This window comes from Streptomyces sp. NPDC047886, from assembly GCF_043204435.1.
Taxonomy (GTDB): domain Bacteria; phylum Actinomycetota; class Actinomycetes; order Streptomycetales; family Streptomycetaceae; genus Streptomyces.
This window is the reverse complement of sequence record NZ_JBIDCF010000007.1, coordinates 115,733-130,460: the sequence shown is the minus strand read 5'-3', so window position 1 is coordinate 130,460 and position 14,728 is coordinate 115,733. Positions and strand designations below refer to the sequence as shown.

Annotated in this window: 13 protein-coding genes; 10 read left to right on the top strand and 3 right to left on the bottom strand. The window is 73.7% G+C overall.

Annotation, left to right across the window (positions count from 1 at the left end; translation table 11 throughout):
* Positions 1 to 306: 306 nt before the first annotated feature.
* The 3 genes from ACGF5U_RS23420 to ACGF5U_RS23410 all read left to right on the top strand — a co-directional run bounded on the left by ACGF5U_RS23420 (position 307) and on the right by ACGF5U_RS23410 (position 2,400).
* Complete coding sequence (locus ACGF5U_RS23420; protein ID WP_392715098.1) at positions 307 to 1,170, top strand: alpha/beta fold hydrolase; 864 nt, start codon at positions 307 to 309, stop codon at positions 1,168 to 1,170.
* Complete coding sequence (locus tag ACGF5U_RS23415; RefSeq protein ID WP_392715097.1) at positions 1,167 to 2,063, top strand: SDR family oxidoreductase; 897 nt, start codon at positions 1,167 to 1,169, stop codon at positions 2,061 to 2,063. The genes ACGF5U_RS23420 and ACGF5U_RS23415 overlap by 4 nt, the downstream gene beginning before the upstream one ends.
* 97 nt (positions 2,064 to 2,160) lie before the next feature.
* On the top strand, positions 2,161 to 2,400 hold the full coding sequence (locus ACGF5U_RS23410) for a hypothetical protein (RefSeq protein WP_392715096.1): 240 nt from the start codon (positions 2,161 to 2,163) through the stop codon (positions 2,398 to 2,400).
* A gap of 247 nt (positions 2,401 to 2,647) precedes the next feature.
* On the opposite strand, the gene ACGF5U_RS23405 is transcribed toward ACGF5U_RS23410, so the two are convergent.
* On the bottom strand, positions 2,648 to 3,055 hold the full coding sequence (locus ACGF5U_RS23405) for a RidA family protein (RefSeq protein WP_392715095.1): 408 nt from the start codon (positions 3,053 to 3,055) through the stop codon (positions 2,648 to 2,650).
* A gap of 118 nt (positions 3,056 to 3,173) precedes the next feature.
* Here ACGF5U_RS23405 and ACGF5U_RS23400 point away from each other — a divergent pair, with 118 nt between their 5' ends.
* Positions 3,174 to 3,551, top strand: a complete 378-nt coding sequence (locus ACGF5U_RS23400; protein ID WP_392715094.1) for a winged helix-turn-helix transcriptional regulator — start codon at positions 3,174 to 3,176, stop codon at positions 3,549 to 3,551.
* Between the two features lie 240 nt (positions 3,552 to 3,791).
* Positions 3,792 to 4,250 carry a DUF397 domain-containing protein gene (locus ACGF5U_RS23395; protein WP_392715093.1) on the top strand — a complete coding sequence of 153 codons (459 nt, stop codon included), beginning with the start codon at positions 3,792 to 3,794 and terminating at the stop codon, positions 4,248 to 4,250.
* Between the two features lie 145 nt (positions 4,251 to 4,395).
* Here the strand turns inward: ACGF5U_RS23395 and ACGF5U_RS23390 are convergent, their stop codons facing one another.
* Positions 4,396 to 8,076, bottom strand: a complete 3,681-nt coding sequence (locus ACGF5U_RS23390) for a S41 family peptidase (RefSeq protein WP_392715092.1) — start codon at positions 8,074 to 8,076, stop codon at positions 4,396 to 4,398.
* Between the two features lie 155 nt (positions 8,077 to 8,231).
* Between ACGF5U_RS23390 and ACGF5U_RS23385 the strand changes: the two genes are divergently transcribed.
* Together ACGF5U_RS23385 and ACGF5U_RS23380 are read left to right on the top strand one after the other, a co-directional pair.
* Positions 8,232 to 8,804 carry a TetR/AcrR family transcriptional regulator gene (locus tag ACGF5U_RS23385; RefSeq protein WP_392715091.1) on the top strand — a complete coding sequence of 191 codons (573 nt, stop codon included), beginning with the start codon at positions 8,232 to 8,234 and terminating at the stop codon, positions 8,802 to 8,804.
* A 164-nt stretch (positions 8,805 to 8,968) separates the two neighbouring features.
* Positions 8,969 to 11,191 (top strand): MMPL family transporter, encoded by a 2,223-nt coding sequence (locus tag ACGF5U_RS23380; protein WP_392715090.1) that lies wholly within the window; start codon positions 8,969 to 8,971, stop codon positions 11,189 to 11,191.
* A gap of 75 nt (positions 11,192 to 11,266) precedes the next feature.
* On the opposite strand, the gene ACGF5U_RS23375 is transcribed toward ACGF5U_RS23380, so the two are convergent.
* Positions 11,267 to 11,866 carry an SsgA family sporulation/cell division regulator gene (locus tag ACGF5U_RS23375; protein ID WP_392715089.1) on the bottom strand — a complete coding sequence of 200 codons (600 nt, stop codon included), beginning with the start codon at positions 11,864 to 11,866 and terminating at the stop codon, positions 11,267 to 11,269.
* 170 nt (positions 11,867 to 12,036) lie between these two features.
* On the opposite strand from ACGF5U_RS23375, the gene ACGF5U_RS23370 reads away from it, so the two are divergent.
* The 3 genes from ACGF5U_RS23370 to ACGF5U_RS23360 are packed head-to-tail and all read left to right on the top strand — an operon-like array spanning position 12,037 to position 14,670.
* Positions 12,037 to 13,125: an energy-coupling factor ABC transporter permease gene (locus tag ACGF5U_RS23370; RefSeq protein ID WP_392715088.1), complete on the top strand. Its 1,089-nt coding sequence runs from the start codon at positions 12,037 to 12,039 to the stop codon at positions 13,123 to 13,125.
* Position 13,126: 1 nt separating this feature from the next.
* Entirely contained in the window at positions 13,127 to 13,888 is a 762-nt protein-coding gene (gene cbiQ / locus ACGF5U_RS23365) for a cobalt ECF transporter T component CbiQ (protein ID WP_392715087.1), read from the top strand.
* Positions 13,885 to 14,670 (top strand): energy-coupling factor ABC transporter ATP-binding protein, encoded by a 786-nt coding sequence (locus ACGF5U_RS23360; protein ID WP_392715086.1) that lies wholly within the window; start codon positions 13,885 to 13,887, stop codon positions 14,668 to 14,670. The genes cbiQ and ACGF5U_RS23360 overlap by 4 nt, the downstream gene beginning before the upstream one ends.
* Positions 14,671 to 14,728: the final 58 nt, after the last annotated feature.

The window sequence follows — 14,728 nt, the reverse complement described above, 5'->3', positions numbered from 1 at the left end:
CCCGGTGCCTCGCCCCGCTCCGTCCCGTCGGAGAGCCCCGGTGCCTCGCCCCGCCCCGTCCCGTCGGGTAGCCCCGGTGCCTTGTACGGCTCCGTCCCGTCCGGGGGCCCCGGTGCCTCGCCCGGCTCCGTCCCGCCGCACAGTCCCGGTGCCTCGCCCCGCTCCGTCCCGTCGGGTAGCCCCGGTGCCTTGTACGGCTCCGTCCCGCCGCGGGGCGCCCGCGCCTCGTCCGGCTCCGTTCCGTCCGGGAGCGGCGGAGCCTCGCGGAGCCCGGGGGCTTCGCCGGGGCCCAGGGTCCTGACCGCCGTGTCCGCCGACGGCTCGGCGCTGCACGTGGAGGTGTACGGCCCCGAGGGCGCCCCCGCCGTCGTGCTCGCCCACGGCTGGACCTGCTCCACCGAGTTCTGGGCCGCACAGGTGCGGGACCTGGCCGCCGACCACCGGGTCGTCGTCTACGACCAGCGCGGGCACGGCAGGACGCCCGCCGTCGGGCGGTCCGGCTACTCCACGGACGCCCTCGCCGACGACCTGGAGGCGGTGCTCGCCGCGACGCTCGCGCCGGGCGAACGGGCCGTGCTGGCCGGGCACTCCATGGGCGGCATGACCCTCATGGCGGCCGCGTCCCGGCCCGGGGTGCGGGCACACGCGGCGGCGGTCCTGCTGTGCAGCACGGGCGCGTCCCGGCTGGTCGCGGAGGCGCTCGTGCTGCCGCTGCGCCCCGGGCGGGTGCGGACGCGGCTGACCCGGCTGGTGCTGGGGGCGCGGGCGCCGCTCGGGCCGGTCACGCCCGTGTCGAAGGCCATCCTCAAGTACGCCACGATGGGCCCCGGTTCGGCGCCCGAGCGGGTCGCCGAGTGCGCCGGGATCGTGCACGCCTGCCCCCGTGCGGTACGGGTCGCCTGGTCGCACGTGCTCGCCGGACTCGACCTGGAGGCGGGCGTACGGGAGCTCCGGGTGCCCACCGCGGTGATCGCCGGAACCGCCGACCGGCTCACCCCGCCCGTGCACGCCCGCGCGCTGGCCGCCGCCCTGCCGCAGTGCGCCGGGCTGGACGAGCTGCCCGGCATCGGCCATATGACGCCGGTCGAGGCGCCCGAGCGGGTCACGGCCCGGATCCGTGAGCTGGCGGCGACGTACGTCCGTACCGACGAGAAAGAGGGAGCCGTATGAGCAGGGTGAGCCTGGAGGGGGAGGTCGCCGTCGTCACGGGCGCGGCGCGCGGGGTCGGCGAGCTGCTGGCCCGCAAGCTGTCGGCGCGGGGCGCGAAGGTGGCGCTGGTCGGCCTGGAGCCGGAGGAGCTCAAGCGGGTCTCGGCGCGGCTGCACACCGAGAGCGACTGGTGGCACGCGGACGTCACCGACCACGAGGCCATGGCGGTCGTCGCGGCCGAGGTGAAGGAGCGGTTCGGCAAGGTCGACATCGTGGTCGCCAACGCGGGTGTCGCGGCGGGCGGGCCGTTCACCGCGTCGGATCCGGTCGCGTGGCGCCGGGTCATCGAGGTGAACCTGATCGGCGGCGCGGTGACCGCACGGGCGTTCCTGCCCGTCCTGACGGAGAGCCGTGGCTACTTCCTCCAGATCGCCTCCCTGGCGGCGATCACGCCGGCGCCGATGATGACCGCGTACTGCGCGTCCAAGTCGGGTGTGGAGGCGTTCGCGCACAGCCTGCGCGCCGAGGTCGGCTACCGGGGCGTGCGCGTCGGCGTCGGCTACCTGTCGTGGACGGACACCGACATGGTGCGCGGCGCCGACCAGGACGACGTCATGCGGGAGTTGCGGTCGAGGCTGCCGTGGCCGGCGAACCGCACGTACCCGCTGGGCCCCGCCGTCGACCGGATCGTCGCCGGGATCGAGCGGCGTTCGGCGCACGTGTACGCCCAGTGGTGGCTGCGGGGCATGCAGTCCGTCCGGGGCTACCTGCCGGGCGTCATCGCGACGGTGGGGCAGCGGGAGATGCGGCGCTTCGAACCGAGGCTGTCGGGGGTGCGCACGGGGCTCGTCGGGGCGGGGGGATCGGCGGACGAGAAGGCGCGTACGGAGCGTGTCCGGCCGGTCACGGATTGATCGAAATGCGCGGTATGTCCGATCGTGCCAGGCTGGTCGAGGCCAAGGGGGGCCGGGTCCCCGGCCCCCGCACCTCACCCGTACAGGAGTGACCTCGATGGGCATGCAGGACCAGTTCAAGGACAAGGCGCAGCAGCTGAAGGAGCAGGGCAAGCAGCGGGCGCAGGACATGCAGGACGAGATGTCGCAGCGCACGCAGCAGCGCAAGGGCAAGCAGCAGCCCCAGCAGCCGCAGCGCGGTCAGCAGGCCCAGCGTGGCCGCGGTACGGACCGTACGGACATGGACGACACGATGCGCGACGCGAACGACCGGCTCGACCGGGACTACGACGCCTGACGCGGTCGTACGTACGACGAAGGGCGCGCCCCGGCACACGGGCGCGCCCTTCCGCAGGTCGTGGGCGGCCGGTTCCTCCCGCCGTACGGCCGGTTCCTCCCGCCGTACGGCGTGGGCGGGCCCGCCTCGACGTACGGCGTGGGCGGGCTCCTCGCGCGGTACGCCGTCGGGCCGGGTCCCCCGCCCCGGCCCCCCGCTGCCCGCCCCCGCCCCCGCGCCGCGGGCGGGTGCCCGCGCGGGACGGCGCTCAGTCGAGGACGGCGGTGGCTTCGACCTCCACCAGATGGTCCGGCACGTCCAGCGCCGCGACACCCAGCAGCGTGCCCGGCGGCACCGGGGTGACGCCCAGTTTCGCGGTGGCCCGGCCGATCCCCTCCAGGAGCAGGGGCATCTTGTCGGGCGTCCAGTCGACCACGTGGACGGTCAGCTTCGCCACGTCGGCGAAGGAACCCCCGACCCCGGCCAGGGCGGTGGCGACGTTGAGATAGCACTGCTCGACCTGGGCGGCGAGGTCGCCCGCGCCGACGGTGGCCCCGTCGGCGTCCCAGGAGACCTGCCCGGCGACGAAGACCAGCCGCGACCCGGACGCGATCGACACCTGACGGTACGCGTCGACCTCCGGCAGACCGTCCGGGTTCACCAGGGTGATGGCCATACGGACCCCCTCCTCCACGGACCGGGGCGTTCCCGGTCTCTTGTGGTTACTCGGGAACCGTAGGAGAGTGGCCACCGACGTGGAAGAACGCACTTTTCGGTGACGGGGGAACCTGACGGTGACCAAGCAGCTCACGGGCTCTCCCGAGGACGCGGACCTGACGCGCGCGGACTCCCTGGCGCGGGAGATCTTCTCGGACATCGCCAACAAATGGTCGCTCCTGATCATCGAGGCCCTCGGTGAAGGCACGCTGCGCTTCACCGAGTTGCGGAACGAGGTCGAGGGCATCAGCCACAAGATGCTGACCCAGAACCTGCGCACGCTGGAGCGCAACGGCCTGGTCGAGCGGACCGTGCACCCCACCGTGCCGCCGAAGGTCGAGTACACCCTCACCGAACCGGGCCGGGCCCTGCGCGCGACGGTCGCCGGGATGTGCGGCTGGACCAGCCGCTACCTCGACCACATCGAGGCCGCCCGCCGCCGCTTCACCCCCTGACCCCCGCCGCCGGGCGCGCCACGCGCCGGGCGCGCCACGCGCCGGGCGCGCTCGCCATGCCGTGTCCGTTCGCTCACCCGGAGTGGGTCCGCTCCGGCGACTGAACCGTCATACCCATGACGTCCGTACGGGTTGAGGGGCGCACCCCGCACACTCCCGCCCCGGTCGGCTTCCGGCGAGGAGCACCGGCCAGGGCGGGTCGCAAGGACAGTCGTGTCCTCTCGGGAAGGGAACACCATCATGGGCACCATCAGCAATGGCCGTGCGACGAGGAGTTACGAGAACCGGCACGCGCCCGGCCTGGACTGGCGCAAATCCAGCCGTACCGATCTGGACCCGATCCTCAAGGACTGCGTCATCCTGGCCGAGGCGCCGGACGCCCACGGCCACCCGCACCACGGCATACCGGACGGGACGCGCATGGTCGCGCTCTCCGACGACAAGGATCCGGCCAGTCCCGTCCTGTACTTCAGCCGCGCCGAGATCCGGAAGTTCTTCGAGGGCGTCAAAGCGGGGGAGTTCGACGATCTGATGGCCACGGACGAGGAACTGGCGGCCGCCGCGGCCCCGCTGGCCGCCCCCGCCCCCGTCACCGCGCCCGCCCCCGTCACCGCCCCTGCCTCCGTCACCGCCCCTCCCCCTGTTCCCGTCCCCGCCGCCTTCGTTCCGGCCACCGCTCCCGTTCCCGTGGCCCGGTGAGCCGCCGGGGCCTGGCGCCGCGCCGGTAGGGGAACGCCCTCGCCCGGTCGGGCCACCCGCACACGGCCCGACCGGCCCGCCCGACATCCCGACGCGCCCGACCGGCTTGGCAGGCCCGACCGGCCCGACGCGCCCGGTGGCGGGCTCAGGCGTCGCGGGGCGGCAGGCCCGGCCTGCGGCGGTCCGGGACGTCGGAGTAGTCAGGCGGCTGCGATGCCGGGTGCTTGTCCAGCAGGTCCAGGGCGATCTCCACCGCGTCGGCGAGCTGCCGGTGGCGGCCCTCCGCCCAGTCCAGCGGGGTGCGTTCGATCTCCATGTCCGGCTCCACGCCGTGGTTCTCCACGCCCCAGCCGTACTCCTCGAACCACGCCGCGTTCATCGGGACCGTGATCACCGTGCCGTCGCCCAGCCGGTGGCGGCCCGTCATGCCGACGACCCCGCCCCAGGTGCGCTGCCCGACGACCGGGCCGAGCCCCTGGAGCTTGAACACGGCCGTGATCATGTCCCCGTCGGACGACGTCGCCTCGTCCGCGAGCGCGACGACCGGGCCGCGCGGCGAGTTCGAGGCGTACGAGACGGGTTGCGCGTTCCGGGTGAGGTCCCAGCCCAGGATCCTCCGCGTCAGCTTCTCCACGACGAGTTCGCTGATGTGGCCGCCCGCGTTGCCGCGCACGTCCACGATCAGCGCGGGTCGCGACACCTCGAGCCGCAGGTCCCGGTTGAACTGCGCCCAGCCGGAGCCGCCCATGTCGGGGATGTGGAGGTAACCGCACCTGCCTCCGCTGAGCTCCCGCACCACCTCCCGCCGTTTGGCCACCCAGTCCTGGTAGCGCAGCGGCCGTTCGTCGATCAGCGGGACGACGGCGACCCGCCGCGAGCGGCCGGGCTCGCCCTCCGGCGGCGTGAACGTCAGCTCGACCGTCGTACCGCCCGCCGCCGACAGCAGCGGATACGGTCCCGCGACCGGATCCACGGGCCGCCCGTCCACATGCGTGAGGACCGCGCCCTCCCGGATGCCCGTGCCGGCCAGCGGGGAGCGGGCCTTCGAGTCGGACGACTCGCCCGGCAGGATCCGCTTGACGGTCCACTTCCCGTCCCGGCACACCAGGTTGGTGCCGAGCAGACCCATCGGCCGCTGGTAGTGCGGCGGTCCCTCGTTGCGCCGCGCGGCGGTCACGTACGCGTGGGACGTGCCCAGCTCGCCGAGCACCTCGCGCAGCAGGTCGGCGAACTCGTCGGGCGTCGCGACCCGTTCGACGAGCGGGCGGTACTGCTCCAGCACCCCGTCCCAGTCGACCCCGCACATGTCGGGCTCCCAGAAGTACGCGCGGATGATCCGCCCCGCCTCCGCGTACGCCTGCCGCCACTCGGCCGCCGGCTCGACCTCGTGCAGGATGCGCCGCGCGTCCAGGTACACCGTGGTGTCGAGGTCCCCGGTCTCCGTCGCCGGGACCGCGCGCAGCTCGCCCTCGTCCACGACGACGAGCCGTGTGCCGTCGCCGCTCACCGCGAACCAGTCCAGGTGGTCGACCAGTTCGGTCTTCCGGGCCTTCGCCAGGTTGAAGTGTTCGAGCGTGGGCCGCCCCGACATGTCGGCCGGGTTCACGAACGTCTCGCCCAGCGCGCCCGAGATGGGCCAGCGCAGCCACACCAGGCCGCCGCCGCTGACCGGGTGCAGGGACGAGTACTTGGACGCGGCGACCGGGAACGGTGTCACCCGGCTCGCCAGCCCCTCCACCTCCACCATGACCGTGCCGTCGCCCGTGTCCTCGCCGCTGTCCAGACCGCCCGCCGCCGGGCGTCCCTCCGGGGACAGCGCGAACGGCGACGGCGTGGTCGACGCGAGCGGTACGAGGTAGGGGCGGCAGCCCAGCGGGAACGACAGGTCGCCGGTGTGCACGTCGTACACCGGGTCGAAGCCCCGCCAGGAGAGGAACGCCAGATAGCGGCCGTCCCGGGTGAACACCGGACTCTCGTCCTCGAACCGGCCGTTGGTGACGTCCACGATCGTCCGGTCCTTGATCCGGGCCATCTTGATCTGCCGCAGCGAACGGCCGATGAAGGGGTGCGACCAGGTCAGCCACGCCCCGTCGGGGGAGAACGCCAGATCCCGCACCGGCCCGTTGGCGGACCGGATCAGCTCGGTCACCTCCCCGCCGCCACGACTGCCGAGCCCGGGGACCCCGGCGGCTTCGGCGGTCCCCTCGGCCCCGGTGGCTTCCCCGGCCCCGGTGGCTTCCCCGGCCCCGGTGGCTTCCCCGGCCCCGGTGGCTTCCCCGGCCACGGTGACCTCCGGGTTCTCCGCCGTCCCGCCGGCCCCGGTGGCTTCCCCGGCCACGGTGACCTCCGGGTTCTCCGCCGTCCCGCCGGCCCCGCCCGTCCCGGGAGTTCCCGTGGCTCCCGTGGCTCCAGGCGTCTCCGTGGCCGTCTCCGCCGCGCCAGCCGTATCCGCTGTCCCGGCCGCCTCCGCCGTCCCGGCCGCCGCCTCCGCCGCATCCGCCGTCCCGGCCGCATCCGCCGTCGTCCCGGCCTCATCCGAGGCCTCATCCGGTGGGGTCTCGACGGCCTCCAGGGGGCCGGTTTCAGGCTCCTCCTGCTCCGACGCGTCGACCAGCAGCAGCCGCCCGTCGTGCGACGCGATCGCCAGCCGCTCCCCGTCCGGGTCGGCGACCATCTCCAGTACGTGGCCGAGCCGTCCGGCCGCCAGCCGGCGCGGGGGCCGGTCTCCGCTGGCCCGGGGCAGGTACGCGACCTCGACGGCCTCCTCGCCCTCCGCGTCCGTGATGTAGGCGATGCGGCCGCTGCCGAGCATCTCCGGCAGCCGCACCCGTACGCCAGGGGTGTCGGCGATGGTCCGGGCGGGACCGTCGCGGTGCGTCAGCCAGTACAGGCTGCCCCGTACGGACACGGCGCTGGCCCGGCCGGTCTCGTCCACCGAAACGGAGTCCACGTGCTGCGCGGCCGGCACCTGGTAGGTGCGCCGTCCTGAGCGCGGCCCCCCGAGCCGTACGTCCAGCCTGCGCGGCGCCGAGTCGGGCGTCAGGGCGTCCACGATCCACAGGTCGCCCGCGCACTGGTAGACGACCCGCCGCCCGTCGGACGAGGCGTGCCGGGCGTAGAACGCGTCGTGGTCGGTGTGGCGCCGCAGGTCCGAGCCGTCCGGCAGGCAGGAGTACAGGTTGCCGACGCCCTCGTGGTCGGAGAGGAACGCGATCCTGCCGTTCACGAACATCGCGCAGTCCAGGTGGCCGCCGATGTCGGGCAGCAGCCGCTGCCCGTGCAGCCACAGCCGCCCGGTCGCCCCGCCCCGGTACCGCTTCCAGGCGGCGGGTTCGTGCGGCGGCTTGCCGGTCAGGAGCAGCGTGCGGTGCTCCCCGTCGACGGAGGCGACCTGGATGTCGGCGCACGGCCCCCAGGGGAGGCGGCGTCCCGGGTCGCCGTCGGGCGCCACCTTGTACGCCCACGAGAAGTGCGAGAACGGCTGGCCGTGCGAGGAGACGGCGAGGATGTTGCCGTCCGGGTCCCAGCCGCACACCCGGGTGTCGAGCGACCCCCAGTAGCCGAGCCGGTGCGCGGGCCCGCCGTCGACCGGGACGAGGTGGATCTCCGGGTCGAGGCTGCGCCAGCTCGTGAACGCGATGTTCCGGCCGTCGGGCGAGAACCGGGGGTGGCCGAGCCTCGTCCGGTCGACGGTGAGGCGCCACGCGCGGCCGGGCGGGTCGCCGCCGCCCGTGACGGGGGCGAGCCAGAGGTCGTCCTCGGCCACGAAGCACAGCAGGTCCTGGTGGATGTGGGGATACCGGAGGTACGCGCCGTCGCTGCTCACACAGCAATGCTTTCCGCGTGGAGGGGGCGCGGCAACTCGACCGGGTGTTCGTGACCGGGACCACGTACGAAACGGTTTCGTTTCGCTGGCTCATCCCGTACGGTGGAGGTGTACGAAACGGTTTCGTTCGCACGTCTCCTGGAAAGGCCGGCACGATGGCACGCGGCAGACTCACCACGGAACGCGAGTCGGAGCTGTACACCGCCGTGATCGACCTGCTCGGAGAGGTCGGCTACGACGCCCTCACCATGGACGCCGTCGCCGCCCGCACCCGCTCCAGCAAGGCCACGCTCTACCGCCAGTGGGGCAGCAAGCCGGAGCTGGTCGCCCAGGCACTGCGGCACACCAAGCCGGTCCGGCTCGACGAGATCGACACGGGTTCGCTGCGTGGCGACTTCCGCGAGATGCTCGACCGGACCGACGACTGCCGGATCGAACGGGACTCCGCGCTGATGCGGGGCCTGGCCCACGCCATCCACACCAACCCCGAACTCCTCCAGGCACTGCGGGAACTGCTCGTCGCACCCGAGATGACCGGGCTCGACGCGATCCTGCGGCGCGGGGTGGAGCGGGGCGAGGTCGCCGCCGACAACCCGGCACTCGACCTCCTCCCGCACATGTTCATCGGCGCCTTCGTCGCCCGGCCGCTCATCGAGGACCGGCCGGTCGACAGGGAGTTCCTCAGCACGTACCTCGACGCCGTGGTGTTCCCCGCCCTCGGCATCTGACGCGACCCGGTCCCCGCCCGGGAACAGCCGCGTCACCCGCACGGCCTTCCCGCCCGGGAACGGCCGCGTACCCGCACGGCCCCGCACCACCTGACACGTACCGCTCACGCTGTCGGGCCGGCTCCCCCTGCCCTTGTCCCGCCCACCTTCCGGGAGTACGCCCCATGGCCACGTTCCTGTACAGACTCGGCCGGTTCTCCTACCGGCGCCGCCATGTCATGACCCTGTTGTGGATCGCGCTGCTCACGCTCGCCGGTGTCGGCGCCGCGTCCGCGCCCGCCGCGACGTCGAGCTCCTTCTCCATACCCGGCACGGAGGCCCAGAGGGCCTTCGACCTGCTGGAGGAACGCTTCCCCGGCGCCGGTGCCGACGGTGCCACCGCCCGCGTCGTCTTCAAGGCGCCCGACGGGCAGAAGATGACCGACGCGGCCAACAAGGCCCATGTCGACAAGGCCGTCGGCGAGCTGCGCTCCGGCTCCGACCAGGTCGTCTCCGTCACCGACCCGTACACCGCGCGGGCGGTCTCCCGGGACGGCACCACCGCCTACGTCCAGGTGTCCTACAAGGTCAACGGCATGGAGCTGACCGAGGCGACCCGGGAGGCGCTGCTGGACACCGCCGACGCGGCGGACGGCTCCGGTCTGACCGTGGAGATCGGCGGCGACGCCCTCCAGACCGTGCCCGAGACCGGCACCGGTGAGATCGTCGGCGTCGTCGTCGCCGGGATCGTCCTGGTCATCACCTTCGGGTCGATGATCGCCGCCGGGCTGCCGCTGGTCACCGCGATCATCGGGGTCGGCATCGGCGTCTCCACCATCACCGCGCTCGCGAGCGTCCTGGACCTCGGCTCCACCACCGCCACCCTCGCCACGATGATCGGCCTCGCGGTCGGCATCGACTACGCCCTGTTCATCGTCTCCCGCTACCGTGCCGAGCTCGCCGAGGGCCGCGAGCGCGAGGAGGCGGCCGGGCGGGCCGTCGGCACGGCGGGCTCGGCGGTCGTCTTCGCGGGCCTCACCGTCGTCATCGCCCTGGTCGGCCTGGCCGTCGTCAACATCCCGATGCTGACGAAGATGGGTGTCGCCGCCGCCGGTACGGTCGCCGTCGCCGTTCTGATCGCGCTCACCCTCATCCCGGCGCTGCTCGGCTACGCGGGTCGGCGCGTCCTGGGCCGCAAGGCCCGCAAGACCGCCACGGCCGGCGAGGGCGCCACGCCCGGCACGGCGACCGTCACGCTCGACAAGGGCGACGCCGCCGCCGAGAAGCCCAACATGGGCACCCGCTGGGCCCGGTTCGTGCTGCGCCGCCCGGTCATGGTGCTGCTGGCCGGTGTGATCGGCCTCGGCGCGATCGCCGTCCCGGCCGCCTCGCTGGAGATGGGCCTGCCCGACGACGGCGCCCAGCCCACATCGACCACCCAGCGCCGTGCGTACGACCTGCTGTCCGACGGCTTCGGCCCCGGCTTCAACGGCCCGCTGATGGTCGTCGTCGACGGCGACAAGGCCGAGGCGGACCGCACCGCCGAGCGGATCAAGGGCCTCGACGGCGTCGCGGCCGTCACCCCCGCCACCCCCAACAAGGCGGGCGACACGGCGGTGATCACCGTCGTGCCGAAGGACCGCCCGTCCTCGGCGGCGACCGAGGAACTCGTCCACGACATCCGGGAGGCCACCGGGGACCACGTCCTCGTGACCGGTCAGACCGCGATGAACATCGACTTCTCGCAGAAGATGAACGACGCCCTGGTGCCGTACCTCGCGCTCGTCGTCGGGCTCGCGTTCCTGCTGCTGATGGTGGTCTTCCGGTCGGTGCTCGTCCCGCTGAAGGCGGCCCTCGGGTTCCTGCTGTCGGTGGTCGCGGCGCTCGGCGCCGTCGTCGCCGTCTTCCAGTGGGGCTGGCTCGGCTCGCTGTTCGGCGTCGAGCAGACCGGGCCCGTGATGAGCATGATGCCGATCTTCATGGTGGGCGTCGTCTTCGGTCTCGCCATGGACTACGAGGTCTTCCTCGTCACCCGGATGCGTGAGGCGTTCGTCCACGGGGAGCGGCCGGGCCAGGCCATCGTCACCGGCTTCCGCCACGGCGCCCGGGTCGTCACGGCCGCCGCGGTGATCATGATCGCGGTGTTCGCCGGCTTCATCGGGGCCAGCGAACAGATGGTGAAGATGATCGGCTTCGGTCTCGCGACGGCCGTCCTGTTCGACGCGTTCGTGGTCCGCATGGCGATCGTGCCGGCGGTCCTGGCCCTGCTCGGCCAGCGGGCCTGGTGGCTGCCGCGCTGGCTGGACCGCGTCCTGCCCAACGTCGACGTCGAGGGCGAGGCGCTGCGCCAGGAGCTGGACGGCCCGGCCGGAGACCCGGAGGAGGAGCGGGAGCTGGTACGGGTCTGACGACCCGTCCGCCGCCGGCCGGCCCCGCCCGTCGACCCCCGGCCGTCGGCACCCACCGTCACCGCGCCGGTCACATCACCCCGTGACCGGCGCGGTGACGCTGTACGTACGGCGCAGGAAGCGCAGGAGCGTGGAGGAGTCGAACTGCACGACCGCCGTGCCGTCCGGCGAGTGGAACTCCACCACCGCCTGTGCCCGGCCGCACGGCCACACCTCGACGTCGCCGCGCCGGACGGGCGCGCGCAGCCCCGCCTCCAGCAGCGCGCGCGGGAACGTCCACGCGTTGTCGCCGGGGAAGACGAACCGTACGGCCAGCGGGGCGGCGCCGGCGTCGTAGCGCAGCGCCACGGGGACGCGCCGCGAGAACGGCCCGTCGGTCACGAGCAGCCCCCGCGCCCGCACCTCCACCCGGAGTCCGCCGCCGACCGCGGGGCCCGCCCCGTCGGCGGCCCGGCCGTCCGGGGCGGCGGTGGCGGTTCCCGGCGAGGCGGCGGTGGTGGCGGTTCCCGGCGAGGCGGCGGTGGTGGCGGTTCCCGGCGAGGCGGCGGAGGTCGTGGGGGCGGGGGTGGGGGCGGCCGGCGGGGCGTCGGGTGCCGGAGAGACCGGGGCTCCCGGGCGCGCGGAGAGCGCGTCTGCGCGGGTGTCGCCGGTGGGCGCTGGATCGGCGGGGCACATCGTCGGGCTCCTCACACTGTCCTCACTTATCTCCAATGTCGCACCATTCCCCGAAGCGTGCCCGGCCTCTTCTGTGACCGCCCCGCTCTTGCAAGAGGTTTGCAGGAGCGGCCATCATCGAACGGCACGACCCGAGCACTCCTTGCCACCTGTCCGAAAGTGATGCCGCCATGCATGTCCCCGACGGATTCATCAACGCGCCCGTGTCGGCCGCCGCCGGTCTCGTCGCCGCGGGCGCCGTCGCCGTCGGCCTGCGCGGAGCCCGGCGTGAACTGGACGACCGGACGGCCCCGCTCGCCGGTCTCGTCGCCGCGTTCATCTTCGCCGTGCAGATGCTGAACTTCCCCGTCGCCGCCGGCACCAGCGGCCATCTGCTCGGCGGCGCACTCGCCGCGATACTCGTCGGCCCGTGGACCGGCGTGCTGTGCATCGCGGTCGTCCTGCTCATGCAGGGCATCCTGTTCGCGGACGGCGGTCTCACCGCGCTGGGCGTGAACATCACCGTCATGGGCGGCGTCACGGTCCTCGTCGCGTACGGGCTGTTCCGGGGCCTGGTCACGGTGCTGCCGCGCGGCCGCCGCTCGGTGACCGTCGCCTCGTTCGTCGCCGCGCTGGTCTCCGTACCGGCGTCGGCCGCCGCCTTCACGCTGATCTACGCCGTCGGCGGCACCAGCGACGTACCCGTGGGCAAGGTCCTCGCCGCCATGCTCGGCGTGCACACCCTGATCGGCGTCGGCGAGGCGGCGATCACCACGGCGACGGTCGGCGCCGTCATCGCCGTACGCCCCGACCTGGTGTACGGGGCGCGCGGCCTGTCCACGCCGCTCAAGCTGCGCGTCGGCGGAGAGCTGATCGACGCGGCACCCGCCGCCCCCGCGCCCGCCCCGGGCGCCGCGCGCTCCACCCGTACCGTCTGGGCCGCCGGTCTGGCCGCCGCGCTGGTCCTCGCCGGGTTCGTCTCCTTCTATGCCTCCGCCAGCCCCGACGGCCTGGAGAAGGTCGCCGCCGACTACGGCATCGACAAGAAGGCCGAGGAGCACGCCACCGCCGCGTCCCCGCTCGCCGACTACGGCGTCGAGGACATCACCGACGCGCGTCTCTCCGGCGGCCTCGCGGGCACGATCGGCGTCGGCGCGACCCTCGCCGCGGGCACGGGCGTCTTCTGGGCGGCGTCGCGCAGGCGCGGCAGGCAGGCAGCGCGGGCGGCCCAGGACCCGGCCGGTGACGCCCGCACCCCCCTGACGAAGGAGACGGTCTGAGGTGGGTGCGGGCCATACGCACAAGCTGTACCGGCACGGGCACTCGCCGGTGCACACCCTGCCCCCGCACACCAAGCTCGCCGCCGTCCTCTGCTTCGTGATCGTCGTGGTGTCCACACCGCGCGAGGCGATGTGGGCCTTCGGGGCGTACGCCGTGCTCCTCGCCTGCGTCGCGGCGGCCGCCCGCGTCCCGGCGGGTTTCCTGCTGCGCCGGATGGCGATCGAGGTTCCGTTCGTCGCGTTCGCGTTCCTGATGCCGTTCGTCGTGCCCGGCGAACAGACGACCCTGCTCGGCGTCACCGTCTCCGTACCCGGCCTCTGGGATGCCTGGAACGTACTGGCCAAGGGCACCCTGGGCGTCGCCGCGTCCGTCCTGCTCGCCGCCACCACCGAACTGCGCGCCCTGCTCCTCGGCCTCCAGCGGCTGCGGCTGCCGCCGCTCCTCGTCCAGATCGCCTCGTTCATGATCCGGTACGGGGACGTCATCACGGACGAGCTGCGGCGGATGTCGATCGCCCGCCGGTCGCGCGGGTTCGAGGCGAAGGGCGTACGCCACTGGGGCGTCCTCGCGAAGTCGGCCGGCGCGCTGTTCATCCGCTCCTACGAACGCGGCGAACGCGTCCACCTGGCCATGGTGAGCCGGGGGTACGCCGGGTCGATGCCGGTCATCGACGAGGTCACCGCGGACCGCGCCCAGTGGTCGCGGGCGGCGGCCCTCCCGTGCACGGCCCTCGTCATCTGTCTGCTGGGATGGACCCTATGACCACGCCGCTGCCCATGTCCTTCGTGCCGTCCCTCGATGTGCGGGGCCTCGCGTACGCCTACCCGGACGGCCACCAGGCGCTGTTCGGTGTCGACCTGACCGTCGAGCGCGGCGAACGCGTCGCCCTGCTCGGGCCCAACGGCGCCGGCAAGACGACCCTCGTCCTGCACCTCAACGGCATCCTGACGGCGGGCGCGGGGACGGTCACCGTCGCCGGGCTGCCCGTGGCCAAGGCCAATCTGGCGGAGATCCGCCGCCGCGTCGGCATCGTCTTCCAGGACCCCGACGACCAGCTGTTCATGCCGACGGTCCGGGAGGACGTGGCGTTCGGCCCTGCGGCGGCCGGAGTACGGGGCGCCGAGCTGGAGGCCGCCGTCATGAAGGCCCTCGGCAGGGTAGGCATGGCGGAGTTCGCCGACCGGCCCCCGCACCACCTGTCGTTCGGGCAGCGGCGCCGGGTCGCCGTGGCGACCGTCCTCGCCATGGAACCGGAGATCCTCGTCCTGGACGAGCCGTCGTCCAACCTGGACCCGGCGTCCCGCCGCGAACTCGCCGACATCCTGCGGGCCTTGGACGTCACCGTGCTCATGGTCACGCACGACCTGCCGTACGCGCTCGAACTGTGCCCGCGCTCGGTGATCCTCAGCGAGGGCGTCATCGCGGCGGACGCCCCGACGGCGCGGCTGCTGGCCGACGAGGAGCTGATGGCGCGGCACCGCCTGGAGCTCCCGTTCGGCTTCGACCCCGCCTTCGGCGCCACCCGGAATCAGGCCCCCTCGTAGCCCGTTGCACCATGGGCCGAGGGCCCGGGTGACGGGCACAGGTGTCGGCCAGACGAGA

What these genes read in the sequence shown, in the direction of transcription:
- ACGF5U_RS23380 (WP_392715090.1), top strand. Translation starts at nt 8,969, where the DNA reads ATGGCCACGTTCCTGTACAGACTCGGCCGGTTCTCCTACCGGCGCCGC.
- ACGF5U_RS23410 (WP_392715096.1), top strand. Translation starts at nt 2,161, where the DNA reads ATGGGCATGCAGGACCAGTTCAAGGACAAGGCGCAGCAGCTGAAGGAG.
- ACGF5U_RS23405 (WP_392715095.1), bottom strand. Translation starts at nt 3,055, where the DNA reads ATGGCCATCACCCTGGTGAACCCGGACGGTCTGCCGGAGGTCGACGCG.
- ACGF5U_RS23395 (WP_392715093.1), top strand. Translation starts at nt 3,792, where the DNA reads ATGGGCACCATCAGCAATGGCCGTGCGACGAGGAGTTACGAGAACCGG.
- ACGF5U_RS23415 (WP_392715097.1), top strand. Translation starts at nt 1,167, where the DNA reads ATGAGCAGGGTGAGCCTGGAGGGGGAGGTCGCCGTCGTCACGGGCGCG.
- ACGF5U_RS23385 (WP_392715091.1), top strand. Translation starts at nt 8,232, where the DNA reads ATGGCACGCGGCAGACTCACCACGGAACGCGAGTCGGAGCTGTACACC.
- ACGF5U_RS23360 (WP_392715086.1), top strand. Translation starts at nt 13,885, where the DNA reads ATGACCACGCCGCTGCCCATGTCCTTCGTGCCGTCCCTCGATGTGCGG.
- ACGF5U_RS23370 (WP_392715088.1), top strand. Translation starts at nt 12,037, where the DNA reads ATGCATGTCCCCGACGGATTCATCAACGCGCCCGTGTCGGCCGCCGCC.
- ACGF5U_RS23375 (WP_392715089.1), bottom strand. Translation starts at nt 11,866, where the DNA reads ATGTGCCCCGCCGATCCAGCGCCCACCGGCGACACCCGCGCAGACGCG.